The sequence below is a fragment of the Cobetia sp. PDI-12MA genome, assembly GCF_059507695.1.
On sequence record NZ_CM183351.1, the window covers coordinates 601,010 to 618,209 of the forward strand.

11 protein-coding genes and 2 tRNA genes are annotated in these 17,200 nt (G+C 62.7%); 9 read left to right on the forward strand and 4 right to left on the reverse strand.

Annotated features, from left to right (window positions below; all coding sequences use genetic code 11):
- Window positions 1–9: 9 nt before the first annotated feature.
- Together cydC and cydD are read right to left on the reverse strand one after the other, a co-directional pair.
- Window positions 10–1,872, reverse strand: a complete 1,863-nt coding sequence (gene cydC, locus AC5WNI_RS02620; RefSeq protein WP_487885661.1) for a thiol reductant ABC exporter subunit CydC — start codon at window positions 1,870–1,872, stop codon at window positions 10–12.
- Window positions 1,869–3,713, reverse strand: coding sequence for a thiol reductant ABC exporter subunit CydD (gene cydD, locus AC5WNI_RS02625; RefSeq protein ID WP_487885662.1), 1,845 nt, complete (start codon window positions 3,711–3,713; stop codon window positions 1,869–1,871). Before cydD ends, cydC begins: the two co-directional genes overlap by 4 nt.
- Window positions 3,714–3,970: 257 nt before the next feature.
- Between cydD and gltX the strand changes: the two genes are divergently transcribed.
- From gltX to AC5WNI_RS02640, 3 genes are all read left to right on the forward strand, one after another.
- A complete protein-coding gene (gene gltX / locus AC5WNI_RS02630) occupies window positions 3,971–5,446 on the forward strand; it encodes a glutamate--tRNA ligase (RefSeq protein WP_495928625.1) in 1,476 nt (491 codons plus the stop codon).
- Window positions 5,447–5,608: 162 nt separating this feature from the next.
- Window positions 5,609–5,684 (forward strand) — tRNA-Ala (locus AC5WNI_RS02635).
- Between the two features lie 18 nt (window positions 5,685–5,702).
- Window positions 5,703–5,778, forward strand: a tRNA-Glu gene (locus AC5WNI_RS02640).
- Between the two features lie 528 nt (window positions 5,779–6,306).
- Here AC5WNI_RS02640 and AC5WNI_RS02645 read toward each other — a convergent pair.
- Window positions 6,307–7,194: an NAD(P)-dependent oxidoreductase gene (locus AC5WNI_RS02645; protein ID WP_495928626.1), complete on the reverse strand. Its 888-nt coding sequence runs from the start codon at window positions 7,192–7,194 to the stop codon at window positions 6,307–6,309.
- Window positions 7,195–7,456: 262 nt separating this feature from the next.
- Window positions 7,457–8,743 (reverse strand): citrate synthase, encoded by a 1,287-nt coding sequence (gene gltA, locus AC5WNI_RS02650; RefSeq protein WP_285461725.1) that lies wholly within the window; start codon window positions 8,741–8,743, stop codon window positions 7,457–7,459.
- Between the two features lie 391 nt (window positions 8,744–9,134).
- Here gltA and sdhC point away from each other — a divergent pair, with 391 nt between their 5' ends.
- The 6 genes from sdhC to odhB all read left to right on the forward strand — a co-directional run bounded on the left by sdhC (window position 9,135) and on the right by odhB (window position 17,180).
- Complete coding sequence (gene sdhC / locus AC5WNI_RS02655; RefSeq protein ID WP_043333108.1) at window positions 9,135–9,512, forward strand: succinate dehydrogenase, cytochrome b556 subunit; 378 nt, start codon at window positions 9,135–9,137, stop codon at window positions 9,510–9,512.
- Window positions 9,506–9,853 carry a succinate dehydrogenase, hydrophobic membrane anchor protein gene (sdhD, locus tag AC5WNI_RS02660; protein ID WP_043333107.1) on the forward strand — a complete coding sequence of 116 codons (348 nt, stop codon included), beginning with the start codon at window positions 9,506–9,508 and terminating at the stop codon, window positions 9,851–9,853. Before sdhC ends, sdhD begins: the two co-directional genes overlap by 7 nt.
- Before the next feature lie 3 nt (window positions 9,854–9,856).
- Complete coding sequence (sdhA, locus tag AC5WNI_RS02665; RefSeq protein ID WP_175090455.1) at window positions 9,857–11,629, forward strand: succinate dehydrogenase flavoprotein subunit; 1,773 nt, start codon at window positions 9,857–9,859, stop codon at window positions 11,627–11,629.
- A gap of 158 nt (window positions 11,630–11,787) precedes the next feature.
- Entirely contained in the window at window positions 11,788–12,492 is a 705-nt protein-coding gene (locus AC5WNI_RS02670; protein WP_043333105.1) for a succinate dehydrogenase iron-sulfur subunit, read from the forward strand.
- Window positions 12,493–12,719: 227 nt separating this feature from the next.
- Complete coding sequence (locus tag AC5WNI_RS02675; protein WP_175090456.1) at window positions 12,720–15,554, forward strand: 2-oxoglutarate dehydrogenase E1 component; 2,835 nt, start codon at window positions 12,720–12,722, stop codon at window positions 15,552–15,554.
- A 51-nt stretch (window positions 15,555–15,605) separates the two neighbouring features.
- The gene (gene odhB / locus AC5WNI_RS02680) at window positions 15,606–17,180 is read left to right on the forward strand and encodes a 2-oxoglutarate dehydrogenase complex dihydrolipoyllysine-residue succinyltransferase (RefSeq protein WP_495928627.1); all 1,575 of its coding nucleotides are present in this window, start codon (window positions 15,606–15,608) and stop codon (window positions 17,178–17,180) included.
- The last annotated feature ends 20 nt before the right edge of the window (window positions 17,181–17,200 follow it).

Genomic DNA, 17,200 nt, shown 5'->3' on the forward strand with positions numbered 1-17,200 from the left:
TGACTGTCGTCAGGCAGTGCGCTCCATCAGCCTGGCGAGACGGGAATCGCGGCTCAGCGTGGCTGGGGTGGTGTCTTCCTGCAGGCGGCCCGCTTCCAGCAGTGCCAGACGCGCGAAGCGCTCCAGCCCCAGCGGCTGGTGAGTGATCATGATCAGGCTGCGGCCCTCGCAGGCGGCGAGAATCGCGCTCATCACCTGCTCGGCGCTGGTGCGGTCCAGTCCTTCGCAGGGCTCATCGAGCAGCACGATCGGCGCTGGTGACAGCAGCGCACGCGCCACACCGAAGCGGCGCAGCTGGCCACCGGACAATGAACGCCCCCCTTCATCCGGGAAGCCGGCAAGCCCCTGTGGCTGGCGGGCCAGCCAGTCGCCAAGGCCAAGGCTTTCCAGCATGCGCGTCAGTGCCTCATCGCTGGCCTCGGGAGCGGCCAGGCGCAGGTTGTCGGCGTAGCTGGCACAGAAGAGATGCGTGTCCTGCGGGCAGACCGCGAAGCTTGCACGCAGCGTGGCCTCGTCGAGTGAATCCAGCGCCACGCCGCCCAGCGTGATGCGTCCGGCGCTGGGGACATGGAAGCGACTGAGCACGTCCAGCAGGGTGCTCTTGCCGCTGCCGGACGGGCCGAGCAGTGCCAGATGCTCGCCTGCGGCCAGTGTCAGCGACAGCTCTTCAAGCACCGGCGTGTCGCCGTGGGTGACGCTCAGTTGCTCGATCTCCAAGGCGTGTCCCACCGGCGTGGCAGCCTCAGAGCCACTGGGGAACTGGGCCGCCGGCGTATTGGCCTGCACGCCGTTGAGGCGCGCGGCCGCCGACAGACAGCGACCGAGCCCCTGCCAGGCCAGCGGCAGTGGCGCCAGTGCCTCGAAGGCGCCGAGTACCGCCAGCAGGAACAGCGCCAGCAGACGACCATCGAGCAGCTCGCCAGAATGCGTCGTGATGTCGTCGTTCGCATATGGCGCCATCTGCATGACGCCGAGCAGGGCGACCCCGGCCAGCGTCAGCCCCAGCAGACTGTGGCTCAGCCAGCTGGCCAGTGCCTGACGGCGTGCCTGGGTGCGCTCGATGCGGTCCCGCTCGGCCTGTTGCTCGGCCAGGCGCTCAAGCTCTTCATTCCAGCGATCATAGATCACCAGCTCGCCCAGTCCCTGCAGGCGCTCAAGCAGGCGTGCGCGCAGGCGGCTGGCCGAGGACTGATGACGCATGGCGTCACGGCTACCCCGCCACCATGCCAGCCACGGCACCAGTCCGCCGGTCAGCACCAGCCCGATCACCGCCACCAGCGCCAGTGTCGGCGCAAAGATGCCGATCAGCGTGCCGGCGGCGAGGATGGCGCAGACCGCCACCAGCGAGGGAATCAATACGCGCACGTAGAGGCTGTCGAGGGCGTCGACATCAGCGCCCAGGCGGGTCATCAATTCTCCCTGTCCGGCATGCTGCAGGGCGGTGGGGGAGAGCGGCTCGATGGCCTCGAACAGGCGGCGGCGCAGGCTCGCCAACAGACGCAGCGTGCCCTCATGGGTGGTGACCCGCTCGCCATAGCGCCCGGCGGTGCGCGCCAGCGCCAGACCGCGCACACCTGCCGCCGGAGTGAAGAAGTTGAAGGCCTGGGTGGTGACGACGCTCAAGCCGGCTACGGCGGTGGCGGAGAGGAACCAGCCCGACAGCGCCAGCAGACCGGTGGCGGCCAGCAGGGTGATCAGTGCCAGCAGGGCACCGATACCCAGCCAGCCGCGATGCTCGCGCATCAAGGCCAGATACGGCGTCAGTTCGCGCAGACGTGGGCGCTGTTCGACGTGTGGCTCGGCCAGTGCTGGCTCACTGGCCGTGACAGGCATGGGCGTGTCAGACGCGGGCTTGCGGATGGCGCGGTTCATGCGTCACCTCGCGGCGTCGGGAGGGGGAGCGGGCGGTCCTGCACCAGTTGGCCATCGTTCAGATGAATCAGGCGCTGGCATAGCGTCAGCAGCTCTGGTCGATGGGTCAGCAGCAGCAGGGTGCGACCCTCGCCGAGACGCTTGAGCGCGGCGATCACGCGCGCTTCGCTGTCGGCGTCCAGGCTGGCGGTGGGTTCATCCAGCAGCACCAGTGGCGCGTCATGCAAGAATGCGCGGGCCAGTGACAGACGGCGTGCCTGACCGCCGGACAGCGCCTGACCGCCCTCGCCAAGGCGCGTCTCAAGCCCTCGCGGCAGGTGCTGGTACCAGTCGAGCAGGTCGGCATTGTCCAGCGCCGCTTCGAGCTGTGCGTCACTGGCGTGAGGCCTGGCAAGACGCAGGTTGTCGGCCAGCGTGCCGGAAAGCACCACCGTCTCCTGACCGACCCAGGCCGCCATGCCCGGCGGCAGGCCGTGGCTCAGCGGATGGCCATTGAGATACAGCAGGCCGTCGCTGGCCTCGACGAAGCCGAGCAGCAGATTGAGCAGCGTCGACTTGCCGGAACCGGAGGCGCCGGTCAGCGCGACACGCTCGCCCTGGGTGATCCGCAGGGTCAGCGGCCCGAGTGCCGGTGGAGTCAACGTGCTGGTCTGGCGGTTCCACTGATTGGGATAGCGCACACAGACCTCTTCCAGCATCAGCGAGTGCAACTTGCGGGACTTAGGGCGTGCTGCGGGCAAGTCGCTGTCGGGGTTGCGCGTCAGTGCGCCCGCTTCACCATCCGACTCTTGGATAAATGGAGCGCTGCCGACGATGGGGGCGAGGTCACTGGCGGCAGCCTCGGCCTCGGCCTTGGCGTGATAGTGCACGCCCAACTCGCGCAGCGGCTGATAGAACTCGGGCGCCAGTACCAGAATGAAGAGTGCGGTCTGCAGGGTCAGCGGTGAGTCGCCCCAGGTGCCGAATTGCAGGTGGCCGAGGAAATGGAAGCCGAGGTAGACCGCCAGCAGCGCGATGGACACCGCGGTGAAGAATTCCAGCACCGTGGAGGACAGGAAGGCCAGGCGCAGTACGCGCATGGTGCGCTTGCGAAAGGCATGGCTGACTGCCTCGACCTGGGGGCCGCGTCTGGCGCTGCCGAACAGCTTCAGGGTCTTGAGACCGGTGAGCAGGTCCATGAAGTGACGGCCCATGCGGTCCATCTCCCGGAACTGCTCCTGCGAGCGCTTGCGCGCCGCGATGCCGACAAGAATCATGAATATCGGTACCAGTGGTGCGGTGGTGGCGAGAATCAGGCCGGCCGCCCAGTTGAGCGGAAACACCACACACAGCAGCATCAGCGGAATCAGCCCCGCGAGGCGTGTCTGCGGGCGGAAGTCGGCATAGTAGCCGTGCAGTGACTCGACCTGGTCCCAGGCGCGGTTGGCGAGACTGGCGCGATGCTGGCGACGCACCCACAGCGGGCCGAGTTCGGCGAAGCGCTGCAGCAGGCGTTCGCGCAGGCCACGACGGATCTGCTGGCTGGCGCGCGTGCCGGCATAGCCACGCAGGCCAGTGAGCGCGCCGCGCAGCGAGAGACTGGCGGCGAGTACCGCGATGGCCGGCCACAGTGTCGCCAGGCCTTCGCGGTCGATCGCGACGCCCTGGGCCAGGCGGGCGATGGCCCAGGCCTGGGCGAGCAGGACCAGTGTCGAGAGCAGGGCGCACAGGATGGCGAGCTGGGGCCAGCGGCCACCGGCACGTGCCAGTGTCTCCAGCCAGCGGCGTGGCACGAATTCTGCCGAGGCAGTGGCATCGGTGGGGGAGGGTGAAACATCGGGTACAGCGGCAGTTCGGGGCATTCATGCTCCTGCCGGTGGTGGCAGAGATAGTTGCAGGGAAGCGCTGGCGTCACGTCTCAAGGCAGAGAATGACGCATCTGGCGCAAGCTTACCGCCGAGAGAGCGTTGGTACACGGCGACGCACTGTCGCACATCTTCACCTTGCGTATAATATGCCCCAGCACTTGCTGCTGAGACAGCAGCGTGATTTCACGCCCCGGCAGTCAGTCATTGCCGAGACGCTTGTTGCCCTCTCTTCTCGAACTACTGGACTCCACATGACCGTTCGTACGCGCATCGCACCGTCGCCGACTGGTGATCCCCACGTCGGCACCGCCTACATCGCCCTGTTCAACCAGTGCTTCGCTCGTCAGCACGGTGGCGAGTTCATTCTGCGCATCGAGGATACCGATCAGACGCGTTCCACCGGTGAATCCGAGCAGATGATCCTCGACTCGCTGCGCTGGCTGGGCATCGAATGGGCCGAAGGCCCGGATGTCGGCGGTCCGCACGGCCCGTACCGTCAGAGTGAGCGTGGCGATATCTACGCCAGGCACTGCCAGCAGCTGATCGATGCCGGCCATGCCTTCAAGTGCTATCGCACCAGTGAAGAGCTGGACGAGCTGCGCGAGTCGCGCAAGGCCGAAGGTCTGCACATGGCGCTCAAGCCATCCGACCTCGCGCTGCCGGCAGAAGAAGTGGCTCGTCGTGAAGCGGCGGGCGCGCCCTTCGTCATCCGCATGAACGTGCCGGAAAGCGGCACCTGTGTGGTCAAGGACATGCTGCGTGGCGAGATCGAGGTCGATTGGGCCCAGGTCGATGCGCAGATCCTGCTCAAGTCCGACGGCATGCCGACCTACCACCTGGCCAACGTGGTGGATGATCACCTGATGGAGATCTCCCACGTGATGCGTGGCGAGGAGTGGATCAACTCGGCGCCCAAGCATCAGCTGCTGTATGAATACTTCGGCTGGCAGATGCCGGAACTGTGCCACATGCCGCTGCTGCGCAACCCGGACAAGACCAAGCTGTCCAAGCGCAAGAACCCGACGTCGATCCTCTACTACCGTCGCATGGGTTACCTGCCGACGGCGGTGATCAACTATCTCGGCCGTCTGGGCTGGTCCATGCCGGACGAGCGCGAGAAGTTCACCCTGAGCGAGATGCAGGAGCATTTCGATATCCAGCGTGTCTCGCTGGGTGGCCCGGTGTTCGATGTCGAGAAGCTCAGCTGGCTGAACGGTCTCTACATCCGCGATCTGTCCGAGGATGAGCTGCTGAGCGAACTGCGTCAGTGGGCCTTCAACGAGTCCTACGTCAAGCAGATCCTGCCGGAAGTGAAGCCGCGCATCGAGACGCTGTCCGAGGCGATTCCGCTGGCCGGGCACTTCTTCTCCGGCCTGCCGGCCATCACGCCGGACGACTTCGCCAAGGCGAAGCTGGAAGGCGAAGACCTGGTGCGTCAGATGCAGTTCCTGACCTGGAAGCTTGAAGCCGTGAGCCGCTGGGACAAGGAGTATCTGCTGGCGGAAGTGAAGCTGCTCTCCGAGCACTTCGGGCTCAAGATGAAGGACTTCTTGGCGCCGATATTCGTGGCGGTGACCGGCTCGGCGACCTCCACCTCGGTGATGGACGCGATGGTCATTCTGGGCTCCGACATGACGCGCGCGCGTCTGCGCCACGCCGTGGCCGTGCTGGGTGGCGTTTCCAAGAAGGCTGCCAAGCGCTTCGAGAAGGAATATCGCGACCTGTAAGAATATCGCGACCGGCAAGGTGTCTGCGGTGTGCGGATGCCGGCCCCTGTGACGTCTGTTGTCATGGGGGCCATGCCTTGCAGCAGCACGATGAGAATTGTGTGAGAAAGAAGTTGACGACCCCGAGGGTTATCAGTAAGATACGCCTCGTTCCTGAGAGACGGGGCCTTAGCTCAGCTGGGAGAGCGCAACACTGGCAGTGTTGAGGTCAGCGGTTCGATCCCGCTAGGCTCCACCAAGTTTCTCAAGCGACTGCGTCCCATTCGTCTAGTGGTCCAGGACACCGCCCTTTCACGGCGGTAACAGGGGTTCGAACCCCCTATGGGACGCCACTCTTCAGACATCTCGAGTCACCTTTCAGGTCTCGTGAAGTCAACAAAAAAGCACACCTTGCGGGGTGTGTTTTTTTTGTCCCTGATTCTGGCTTATACACAGCCTGTGTGTCGGCAGAAAGCATGTTATCCCCAAGTCGCCCTTGACAGACCTCGTGTCTTGTCCACTGTTCGCGCGCTGTCACATCTCCCCCTGCACCTCCTCCCAAAGTGCGGCCCCTGTGGCTGGCGCTTACGTCGTGTTGCCAAAAATTTCTTTTATATCAATGGTTTATGAGCTGGTTAAATTTTGTGCAATCTGTTGGTAAGCCCGCTGTCATGCTGGTTCGCCGCGCTTGTCTAGGGGTTATCAACGAGGTTATCCACAGATAGTGTGGAAAAGCATGCCGAGCGCCGCTGCTGTCTGGGATGTTGCGATGCGGCACGAAAAACGCCTCATTCCCGCGTCCATATGGCGTTGGAATGAGGCGTTTTCAGTGCGAGGCCGTGTGATGCGGTTCGGCTCACTCGCTCGAGTTCAAGGCCGCTTCATCTGGAGAGGCGCTTGAGCAGCGAGGAGGTGTCCCAGCGATTGCCGCCCATGGCCTGCACGTCGGCATAGAACTGATCGACCAGCGCCGTCACCGGCAGGCTGGCATCGATGCGGCGTGCTTCCGCCAGACAGATGTCGAGGTCCTTGCGCATCCAGTCGACGGCAAAGCCGTGATCGTACTCGTCCTTGATCATGGTGGCGTGACGATTTTCCATCTGCCAGGAGCCAGCGGCGCCCTTGGAGATCACCTCGATCACCGCCTCGCGATCCAGTCCTGCCTGCTCGGCGAAGTGCAGGCCCTCGGAAAGTGCCTGCACCAGCCCGGCAATGCAGATCTGGTTGACCATCTTGGTGGTCTGGCCGGCACCGGTCTCGCCGATGCGCTTCACCATGCGACCGTAGTGCGTCAGCACCGGCTCGGCACGCGCGTAATCCGCCTCGCTGCCGCCACACATGATGGTCAGCACGCCATTCACGGCGCCTTGCTGGCCGCCGGAGACCGGCGCGTCGACGAAGCCGATACCGGCCTCGCCCGCGGCGGCGGCCAGCTCGCGTGCCAGGTCGGCACTGGCGGTGGTGTGGTCCACCAGCAGACTGCCGCTCGCCATGCCGGCCAGCACGCCGTCGTCGCCGTAGGTGACGCTGCGCACGTCATCATCATTGCCCACGCACATCAGCACGATATCGGCGCCCTCGGCGGCTTCTCGCGGGGTGGCGTGATGGCTGCCGCCGTACTCCTCGCTCCACAGCTCGGCGCGTGCACGTGTGCGGTTGTAGACCCGCACCTGAAGGCCTGCGCGTTTCAGATGGCCGGCCATGGGGTAACCCATGACCCCGAGTCCGATGAAGGCGGCGGTATGTGGCGTGGTGTGTGTCTCTGACATGCTGGGAGGCTCCTTGCCATCGATCAGGTGTGAGGTTGCGCCGCTCGCGGTGGGGCGCATGGCGTGCCGGCGCGTGCAGGGCGTGACGAAGCCGGTACATCAGCACGCTAGCACGTTCGGGGCGGGGCGGGGCGGCTTTATGACTTGCATCTCGACAGGGGTTGCACGCATGAGAGGCGACAGGCCAAAAAAAACCGCCTCCGAAGAGGCGGTCTGTCCTGCAGGCCGATGACCCGATATTGCCTGGTTGCCAGGCAACTGGTTACTTGGTCGGGTAGTCGCGCTGCGGGTGGCCGGTATAGAGCTGGCGCGGACGGCCGATACGGTGGCCGCCGGCGATCATCTCGTTCCAGTGGGAAATCCAGCCGATGGTGCGCGACATGGCGAAGATGACCGTGAACATGTTGGTCGGAATGCCGATCGCCTTGAGGATGATGCCGGAGTAGAAGTCGACATTCGGGTACAGCTTGCGCTCGATGAAGTACTCGTCTTCCAGCGCGATCTGCTCCAGACGCTTGGCGATCTTGAGCTGCGGGTCGTCCGCCATGCCCAGCTGCTCCAGTACTTCGTCGCAGGTCTCTTTCATGACCTTGGCGCGCGGATCGAAGTTGCGATAGACGCGGTGACCGAAGCCCATCAGCTTGAACGGGTCTTCCTTGTCCTTGGCCTTGTCGATGAAGCGCTGGATGTTTTCCTCGGACTCTTCACCGATCTCGTCGAGCATGGCCAGCACGGCTTCGTTGGCGCCGCCGTGTGCCGGGCCCCACAGTGCCGCGATACCGGCGCTGATGCAGGCGAACGGGTTGGCACCGGTGGAGCCGGCCAGGCGAACGGTAGAGGTCGAGGCATTCTGCTCGTGGTCGGCGTGCAGCATGAAGATGGTGTCCATCGCCTTGGCGAACACCGGGTTGATCTTGTACTCCTCGCACGGGTTTCCGAACATCATGTAAAGGAAGTTCTCGCCATAGGAGAGGTCATTGCGCGGGTACATGAACGGCTGACCGATGTTGTACTTGTGGCACATGGCCGCCAGGGTCGGCATCTTGGCGATCAGGCGCACGGCGCTGACGTAGCGTTCCTTCTCGTTGGTGATGTTCAGGTTGTCGTGATAGAAGGCGGCCAGACCACCGACCACGCCGCAAAGGATCGCCATCGGGTGGGCGTCGCGACGGAAGCCCTTGAAGAAGTTGACGATCTGCTCATGCACCATGGTGTGGTTGCTGATCAGCTGGGCGAACTTGTCGTATTCCTCGTCGCTCGGCAGTTCTCCGAACAGCAGCAGGTAGCACAGCTCGATGTAGTTGGAGCTCTTGGCCAGCTGGTCGATGGGATAGCCGCGATGCAGAAGCACGCCTTTCTGGCCATCGATGAAGGTGATGGATGATTCGCAGGCGGCAGTGGAGACGAAGCCCGGGTCATACGTGAACATGCCTTCGGCGGTCAGGCCGCGAACGTCGATGACGTCCTGGCCGAGCGTGCCGGAATAGACCGGGAACTCGATGCTCTTGTCGATACCGTCTACTGTCAATGTCGCTTTCTTGTCAGTCATGCCGACCTCCTCATTATTCGCGTAACTCTTTGACTTGCTTGCCATGCCGGGCTTGCATCAATCCCGCCCACTATAGAAGCCCGCCAAGGATTGTCAATTCGCCACACGGCGTAGAGACGCGCGCCATGCTGTTGTGCGTCAGTTCCCCGACGTTTACGTATCCCGTGGCGTCAGGTCGCGTCCTGTTCACTGCATTTTGTGCAATCCGTGGTTGCGGCCCTGCGACGTCATGCCATTTGTCATGCCAATGGCCAACCCCTATAATCCACCGTCGCGCGACTGGCGGGAAATTCGGCTCGGTACCGTGGATGGCCTGCGCCCGAGACCCTTCCTCAAACCACCGCCCCTGCGGGCTTGCGTCCGTGTTGGGCCAAGAGAGTGTGTAAGAGCCGTGAATAGCAAACGACCCGTAAATCTCGATCTGACGACGATAAAGTTCCCTCTCCCTGCGCTGACTTCAATCACCCACCGTATTACCGGCGTGATTCTGTTCGTGGGCCTGGTATTTGCGCTGTGGGCACTCGATGCCTCGCTGTCCTCCCCGGAAGGGTTCGAGGCAGTGCGCGACACCCTGGCAACCAACTTCCTTGCCAAGATCGTGGCCTGGGGCCTGCTGTCTGCCCTCGGTTTCCACTTCGTGGCTGGCATCAAGCACCTGCTGATGGACATGGATATTGGTGTCGAACTGGAAAGTGCTAATCGCAAGGCGCAGGTCACTGTCGTGATCAGTGCTGTTCTCGTGGTCCTGGCGGGAGTCTGGGTATGGTAAACAACATCACCAATTTCAGCCGCAGCGGTCTGTCCGACTGGGTGCTGCAGCGTGTCTCTGCCGTGATTCTGGCAGTCTATTCCGTGTTCATGGTCGGCTACCTGCTGCTCCATCCGAACCTCGACTACACCACCTGGAGTGGTCTGTTCGAGAACACGGCAATGCGTATCTTCTCTTTGATGGCATTCATCTCGATTGCCGCACACGCCTGGATCGGTCTGTGGACCGTGGCGACCGATTACATGAAGCCGACCGCACTGCGTTTCGGTTTCCAGGTCTTCGTCATCCTTGCGTTGTTCATCTTCTTGGTCTGGGGCGTTCAAGTCCTGTGGGGAGCCTGATACATGTCCACCATGCGTAGCCTGACATTCGACGCGATCATCATCGGCGGTGGCGGCTCTGGCCTGCGTGCCGGCCTCGAGCTGTCCCAGTCCGGCAAGAAGACCGCCGTGCTGTCCAAGGTCTTCCCGACCCGTTCGCACACTGTCTCTGCCCAGGGCGGTATCACCTGTGCCATCGCTTCTGCTGATCCGAATGATGATTGGCGCTGGCACATGTATGACACCGTCAAGGGCGGCGACTACATCGCCGACCAGGACGCCGCCGAATACATGTGTACTGAAGGCCCGAAAGCGGTCTTCGAGCTCGAGCACATGGGTCTGCCGTTCTCTCGCTTCGACAACGGCCGCATCTATCAGCGTCCGTTCGGTGGTCAGTCCAAGGACTTCGGCAAGGGCGGCCAGGCGGCACGCACCTGCGCCGCGGCTGACCGTACCGGTCACGCTCTGCTGCACACCCTCTATCAGGCCAACCTGAAGAATGGCACCGTCTTCCTCGACGAGTGGTACGCCATCGACCTGGTCAAGAATGCCAACGGCGATATCGTCGGCGTGATTGCCCTGTGCATCGAGACCGGCGAGACCGTGGTCGTGAAGTCCAAGGCGACCGTTCTGGCCACCGGCGGTGCGGGACGTATCTACGCCTCCACCACCAATGCCCTGATCAACACCGGCGACGGTATCGGCATGGCGCTGCGCGCCGGCCTACCGGTCCAGGACATGGAAATGTGGCAGTTCCACCCGACCGGCATCCACGGTGCGGGCGTGCTGGTCACCGAAGGCTGCCGTGGTGAAGGTGGCTACCTGGTCAACAAGGACGGCGAGCGCTTCATGGAGCGTTATGCGCCGAACGCCAAGGACCTCGCGGGCCGTGACGTCGTCGCGCGCTCCATGGTGCTGGAAATCCTCGAAGGCCGTGGCTGTGGCGAGAATGGCGACCACGTCTTCCTGAAGCTGGATCACCTGGGCGAGGAAGTGCTGAACAAGCGCCTGCCGGGTATCTCCGAGCTGTCCAAGACCTTCGCGCACGTCGATCCGGTCAATGCACCGATCCCGGTCGTGCCGACCTGCCACTACATGATGGGCGGCATCGCCACCAACGTGCACGGCCAGGCCATCGCACAGAACGAAGACGGCAGCGACCGCATCGTCAACGGCCTCTATGCCGTGGGTGAAGTGGCCTGTGTCTCTGTTCACGGTGCCAACCGTCTGGGTGGCAACTCGCTGCTGGATCTGGTCGTCTTCGGCCGCGCCGCGGGCAAGTACATCGAAAGCGCGCTCAACGAAGGTGTCGAGTACCTCGAGCCGACGCAGAGCGACATCGATGCTGCCCTGGTGCGCCTGAACCGCTGGAACGAGTCCGAGAGCGGTGAGTCCGTGCCGGAACTCAAGCGTGAACTGCAGCAGATCATGCAGAACTCCTTTGGTGTCTTCCGTCAGGAAGACAAGATGGAAGAGGGCGTCAAGCAGCTGTCCGAGCTGCGTGAGCGTATCGCCAAGGCGGGTCTGTCCGACAAGTCTCAGGTCTTCAATACTGCGCGTATCGAAGCACTCGAGCTGGACAACCTGATGGAAGTGGCGGAAGCCACTGCCATTGCGGCCCTGACCCGCAAGGAAAGCCGTGGTGCTCACTCCCGTTACGACTTCCCGGATCGTGATGACGAGAACTGGCTCAAGCATTCTCTGTTCTTCCCGAACGAGAAGCGTGTCGGCAAGCGTGATGTGAACTTCGCGCCGAAGACCGTCGAGCGTTTCGAGCCGAAGATTCGTACCTACTGAGTCTGAACCCAAGGCGCGCGTCACGGCCCGTTGGGGCGCCGCGCCTTTCTTCAGACCAAGTTCGCACTCGCTCGAGTTCACTCTCGCTTGAGTTCGCCGTGATCGAGGTGCGTGCAGGTCACCGCACGCACCTGACCCGTTTGCCCGGAGGGGAAACCATGCTTCAGGTATCCATATACCGCTACAACCCTGAAACCGATACTGCGCCGTACATGCAGGAGTTTCAGGTCGACACCCAGGGTCGTGACCTGATGGTGTTGAACGTGATGGAAATGCTCAAGGAACAGGACAGCTCGCTGGCCTATCGTCGCAGCTGTCGTGAAGGCGTCTGTGGTTCGGACGGCATGAACATGAACGGCAAGAACGGCCTGACCTGTGTCACTGCGCTGTCCGAAGTCGTCAAGGACAACAAGCTGGTGCTGCGTCCGCTGCCGGGTCTGCCGGTCGTGCGTGACCTGGTCGTCGACATGAGCATCTTCTACAAGCAGTACGAGCGCATCCAGCCGTACCTGCTCAACGACACGCCGGCGCCGGCCATCGAGCGTCTGCAGTCGCCGGAAGACCGTGACAAGCTCGACGGTCTCTACGAGTGCATCCTGTGTGCCTGCTGCTCGACTGCCTGCCCGTCCTTCTGGTGGAACCCGGACAAGTTCGTCGGTCCTAGTGGTCTGCTGCAGGCCTATCGCTTCCTGGCGGACTCGCGTGACACCGCCACCAAGGAGCGTCTGAGCGAGCTGGATGACCCGTTTGCCGTATTCCGTTGTCGCGGAATCATGAATTGTGTCGCGGTTTGCCCCAAGGGTCTGAACCCGACACGTGCCATCGGCAAGATTCGTGAGCTTTTGCTGGCAAACGCCACTTAAAAGCCGCGCCTTAGCTTGCTATGATGCACGTCAGCTGCGGCAGGGTGTCACACCTTGCCGCAGCGCACAGCTTGCTGAAGCCGGTGCCTTGTGCACCGGCTTTTGACGATAAAAGAAGACTCAGATGGTGAAGGCCTCCATGGTTTCGCCATACAGGGCATAATCGAGTGACGCCGACAGAGCTTGTCAGGCGCCTACCCCACCCCATCAGTCAGGGTGACCGAGAGATGCAAGAAGGCACAATGGAGTTGATGTGGCGCACTTCCCATATGAGCGGGGGGAATGTCCACTACGTAGAAGATCTCTACGAGCGTTATCTTGTCGACCCGAATGAGGTTCCCGACGAGTGGCGCAACTACTTTGATACTCTGCCGCGTCATGACGGCAGCCCCTCCCAGGATGTTCCGCTAGCGCCGATCCGTGATCAGTTCTACGAGATGGGTCGCAACAGTCGCCGCCCGGTGGCTGTCTCTGCGGGCGAAAGCAGCGAGAACAAGAAGCAGGTTCGTGTTCTCCAGCTGATCAACGCCTACCGCTTCCGTGGCCACCAGAAGGCGGATATCGATCCCCTCGGTCTGCGCAAGCCGGCACCGGTACCGGACCTCGAACTGTCCTTCCATCAGCTGTCCGCCGCTGACATGGACGTCGAGTTCCAGACCGGCTCGCTGTTCCTCGGCAAGGATGTGGCACCGCTCAAGGAAATCCACGCCGCGCTGGAGCAGACCTACTGCCGCAGCATCGGCGCCGAGTTCATGCACATCGTCAACACGGAAGAGAAGCGCTGGCTGCAACAGCGTTTCGAGTCCGTGCGTTCCAAGCCGAACTTCTCACGCGATGTCCGTCATCACGTGCTGGAGCGTCTGACCGCTGCCGAAGGCCTCGAGAGCTATCTCGCCAGCAAGTACCCGGGCACCAAGCGCTTTGGTCTGGAAGGCGGCGAGTCCTTCATTCCGATGATGGATGAGCTGATCCAGCGCAGCGGCAAGTACGGTACCAAGGAAGTCGTGATCGGCATGGCCCACCGTGGCCGTCTCAACCTGCTGGTCAACCTGCTGGGCAAGAGCCCGTCCGAGCTGATCGAGGAATTCGACGGCAAGAAGCAGATCGCCAAGGGTTCCGGCGACGTGAAGTACCACCAGGGCTTCAGCTCGAACGTCATGACGCCTGGCGGCGAAGTCCACCTGGCGCTGGCGTTCAACCCGTCGCACCTGGAGATCGTCTCTCCGGTGGTGGAAGGCTCCGTGCGTGCCCGTCAGGACCGTCGTGAAGACGCCGAGGGTGACAGCGTACTGCCGATTTCCATCCACGGTGACGCGGCCTTCGCCGGTCAGGGCGTGGTCATGGAAACCTTCCAGATGTCGCAGACCCGTGCCTACAAGACGGGCGGTACCGTGCATGTCGTCATCAACAACCAGGTGGGCTTCACCACCTCGCGTGCCGATGACGCTCGCTCGACCGAATACTGCACCGACATCGCCAAGATGGTTCAGGCGCCGATCATCCACGTCAATGGAGATGATCCGGACGCCGTGCTGCACGCCGCCCAGGTGGCCATCGACTATCGCCAGCAGTTCAAGCGTGACGTCGTGATCGACCTCGTATGTTACCGCAAGCGCGGTCACAACGAAGCCGACGAGCCGTCCGGTACCCAGCCGCTGATGTACGCCAAGATCAAGTCCCAGAAGACCGCTCGCGAGAAGTATGCGCAGCGTCTGGTCGAGGAAGGTGTGCTCAGCGAGGAAGAGACCAAGCAGCTGGTCGACCAGTACCGCTCTGATCTCGATGCCGGCAATCATGTGGCCAACGCCCTGGTGAAACAGCCGAATACCGGCCTGTTCGTCGACTGGACGCCGTATCTGGGTCACGAGTGGACCGGCGTTGCCGATACCTCGATGGACATGAAGCAGCTGCAGGCGCTCGCCAACAAGATGTGCGAAGTGCCGGACGGCGTCTCGGTCCAGCGTCAGGTCAACAAGATCTATGAAGACCGTCGCAAGATGGCCGCCGGTGGCATGCCGCTGAACTGGGGCTTCGCCGAGACACTGGCCTACGCCACCCTGGTCGATGCCGACCATCCGGTACGTATCACCGGTCAGGATGTGGGTCGTGGTACCTTCTCCCACCGTCACGCGGTGGTGCACAACCAGAAGGATGGCAACACCTACGTGCCGCTGCAGCACATCAAGGATGGTCAGGCGACCTTCACCATCCATGATTCCTACCTCTCCGAGGAAGCCGTGCTGGCCTTCGAATATGGCTACGCCACTACCATGCCGAATGCGCTGGTGGTGTGGGAAGCCCAGTTCGGTGACTTCGCCAACGGTGCCCAGGTGGTGATGGACCAGTTCATCTCCTCCGGCGAGAGCAAGTGGGGCCGCCTGTGTGGTCTGACCATGCTGCTGCCGCACGGCTACGAAGGTCAGGGCCCGGAGCACAGCTCCGCACGCCTCGAGCGTTACCTTCAGCTGTGTGCCGAGCACAACATGCAGGTATGCATGCCGACCACGCCGGCGCAGATCTATCATCTGCTGCGTCGTCAGGTCATCCGCTCGCTGCGCAAGCCGCTGGTCGTGCTGTCACCCAAGTCTCTGCTGCGTCACAAGGAAGCGACTTCCACCCTCGACGAGCTGGCCGATGGCCGCTTCGAGATGGTGCTGTCCGACAAGGGCAACCTGGAAGCTTCCAAGGTCAAGCGCGTCGTGCTGTGTGCGGGCAAGGTCTACTATGACCTGGCCGCCTATCGCGCGGAGCAGGGCCGTGAAGACGTTGCCATCATCCGTGTCGAGCAGCTCTATCCCTTCCCGAAGGAAGAGCTCCAGGCCGCCATCGCCGACTACGAGAATCTCGAGCAGGTGATGTGGTGTCAGGAAGAGCCGCTCAACCAGGGTGCCTGGTATCAGAGTCAGCATCACATGCGTCAGGTCGCTGAGCAGCACCGTCAGGGGCTTGGCATGAGCCTGGACTTCGCCGGACGCCCGGCCTCTGCGGCACCTGCCGCGGGCTACATGTCCGTTCATAACGAGCAGCAGCGCCAGCTGGTCGACGACGCCTTCAACAAGTAAAGGCTCGCGACCCGCAAGGGCACCGAGAGAGAATCGAGTTAAGGAACTCCAATGGCTATCGATATCAAAGCGCCGTCTTTTCCGGAATCCGTCGCCGAAGGCACTGTGGCGACCTGGCACAAGCAGCCCGGCGACAGCGTCGAGCGTGACGAGCTGATCGTCGAGATCGAGACCGACAAGGTCGTGCTGGAAGTCGTCGCACCGCAGGACGGCACCCTGGGCGAGATCAAGGTTCAGGAAGGCGACACCTGCGAGTCCGAGCAAGTGCTGGGCTCCATCGGTGATGCAGACGCCGCTGCGTCTTCTGACGCCAAGGACGACTCCGCCGCTGAGAGCAAGGCCGAAAGCAAGGACGACGCCAAGGCCGAGAGCAAGCCGGCCGCCGGTGGCGAAGGCAAGACGCTGGAAGTCAAGGCGCCGAGCTTCCCGGAATCCGTTGCCGAAGGCACCGTTGCCACCTGGCACAAGAAGGTCGGTGAGGCCTGCGAGCGTGACGAGCTGATCGTCGAGATCGAGACCGACAAGGTGGTGCTGGAAGTCGTGGCTCCGGCCGACGGCGCCCTGAGCGAGATCAAGGTCGAGGAAGGCGATACCTGCGAGACCGAAGCCGTGCTGGCACTGTTCAGCGCTGGTGCTTCCGGTGGCGCCGCGCCGGCCGCTGAGGCAAGCGACGACAAGTCCGAGTCTGACGAAGGTCAGGACGAGAAGGTCGGCGACAAGATCCTCGCCCCGGCAGCGCGCAAGATGGTGGCAGAGCACGATCTGGACGTCAGCAAGCTGGTCGGTACCGGCAAGGGCGGACGCGTGCTGAAGGAAGACGTGGCCAAGGCCGTCAAGAAAGGCACTGCGGCCAAGACCGCTGCCAAGCCGGCTTCCAAGTCTGATGCCAAGGCCGCGCCGAAGTCTGCACCGACCTTCGAGGGCGAGCGTCCAGAGAAGCGCGTGCCGATGAGCCGCATGCGTCAGACCATCGCCAAGCGTCTGGTCAATGCCCAGCAGACTGCCGCCATGCTCACCACTTACAACGAAGTGGACATGAGTGCGGTGATGGAGCTGCGCAAGCAGTACAAGGACACCTTCCAGAAGGTGCACGACACCAAGCTCGGCTTCATGGGCTTCTTCGTCAAGGCGGCCACCGAAGCGCTCAAGCGCTTCCCGGACGTCAATGCCTCCATCGACGGCACCGACATCGTCTACCACGGTTACCAGGACATCGGTGTTGCCGTGTCTTCCGACCGCGGTCTGGTCGTGCCGGTGCTGCGTGATACCGACAGCATGAAGCTCGCCGATGTCGAAAAGACCATCGTCGACTTCGGTCAGCGTGCCCGTGCCGGCAAGCTGGGCATCGATGAGATGCAGGGCGGTACCTTCACGATCACCAACGGCGGCATTTTCGGTTCCCTGATGTCCACCCCGATCCTGAATCCGCCGCAGACCGCCATTCTGGGCATGCACAAGATCCAGGAGCGTCCGATGGCCGTGAACGGTCAGGTCGTCATCCGTCCGATGATGTATCTGGCGCTGTCCTACGATCACCGCATGATCGATGGCAAGGATGCAGTCCAGTTCCTCGTCGCCATCAAGGACCTGCTGGAAGATCCGGCTCGTTTCCTGCTCGACGTCTGAGACCGCAATGTCTCACGGCC